The following is a 1,170-nucleotide window of genomic DNA, read 5'->3' on the forward strand; positions in this document are numbered from 1 at the left end:
GTCTCTAACAGCGATTAAGATTTGTTTGTTTGATAATCTGTATCGTAATTCTGTTACTAGTGCTTTACTAATGTTTTTTTCCCAACTCGCACAATCACATGAAGTCCGCCAGATTATATTACGTGGTTCGAAAATTGCTAGACATCATTGTGCTATTTTTAGAAAATTCCTGGTGATAGTAAGATTAATATTAAATGCTTCCATGAGTGAAGATTTGTTACATCTAAGTCAAAAGATTCGGTTTTTAATGATGAATTATTGATGTTTCGTATCGAAGATAATATAGGAATAGAGGAATAGCTTATAACGGATCGAGTTGGGTAGTGTAGCACTAAAGGATTTTGACACAACCTATACGCGTTTATGAGCTGAGGCAGCAGAGATTGCTGGAGAGGGAGCTAATAAAATGATTGTTAATGGTTGGTTAGTAGCCGCCTTCAGCACTTGACCAACAAAATTTGGCAAGGGGTTAACCAAATGTGGGTAAGTAGAAAAGAATTATTATTATGGAGCATAGCCCTACCAGGATTTGGACAGTTATTGAATGGAAAGCTGTTTAAGGGTATTGGTATAATTATATTAGAAATACTCATTAATGTTAATTCTCATTTCAATGAAGTAATTATGCTTAGTTTTCAGGGAGATATAGAAAAAGCGACTTTACAAGCAGACTACCAATGGTTAATGTTTTACCCGTGTTTGTATTTTTTTTCGATGTGGGATGCTTGGATTGATGGGGGAGGAAGAAATAATAAATATTCATTTCTCCCCTTAGTGTTTGTTGTTTATTTTGTGACGATTGGTTGTATTTATTCTTCAAAGTTTCGTTTGTTTGGAATATTATTTGGTCCAGTGTGGCTGCCAATATTAGCTGTTATACCGGGATTGGTAATAGGGATATTAATAAAAAATCTTTTAATAATATTTGTCAGCAGGAAGAGTAGACTTTAAATTAATAATGTCTTCTAATTTATAAAAAAAACGCAAAAAAGTTCTCAATATGAGAACTTTTTTCATAGGTGTTTATTAAGTTAGAAAATCAGAGAATTAATTTTTAATCTTCTTTCTTTTGAGCTAATTTTTTCCTGTTTTTAGTCCCAGGTGGTTGTTCAAGCCAATTGTACTTTATCATTATATCAGCACCACTTTTGGCATATTTCCCAATTTCTA

At 32.7% G+C, this 1,170-nt stretch carries 2 protein-coding genes; both read left to right on the forward strand.

Annotated features, from left to right (window positions below; genetic code table 11):
* Window positions 1-262 (forward strand): hypothetical protein (locus AC0B9F_RS38300; protein WP_472010450.1); only part of this gene is annotated, 262 nt, incomplete at its 5' end.
* Window positions 263-444: 182 nt separating this feature from the next.
* On the forward strand, window positions 445-951 hold the full coding sequence (locus AC0B9F_RS38305; protein ID WP_362662798.1) for a hypothetical protein: 507 nt from the start codon (window positions 445-447) through the stop codon (window positions 949-951).
* The last annotated feature ends 219 nt before the right edge of the window (window positions 952-1,170 follow it).

Source organism: Streptomyces sp. NPDC097129, assembly GCF_055668065.1.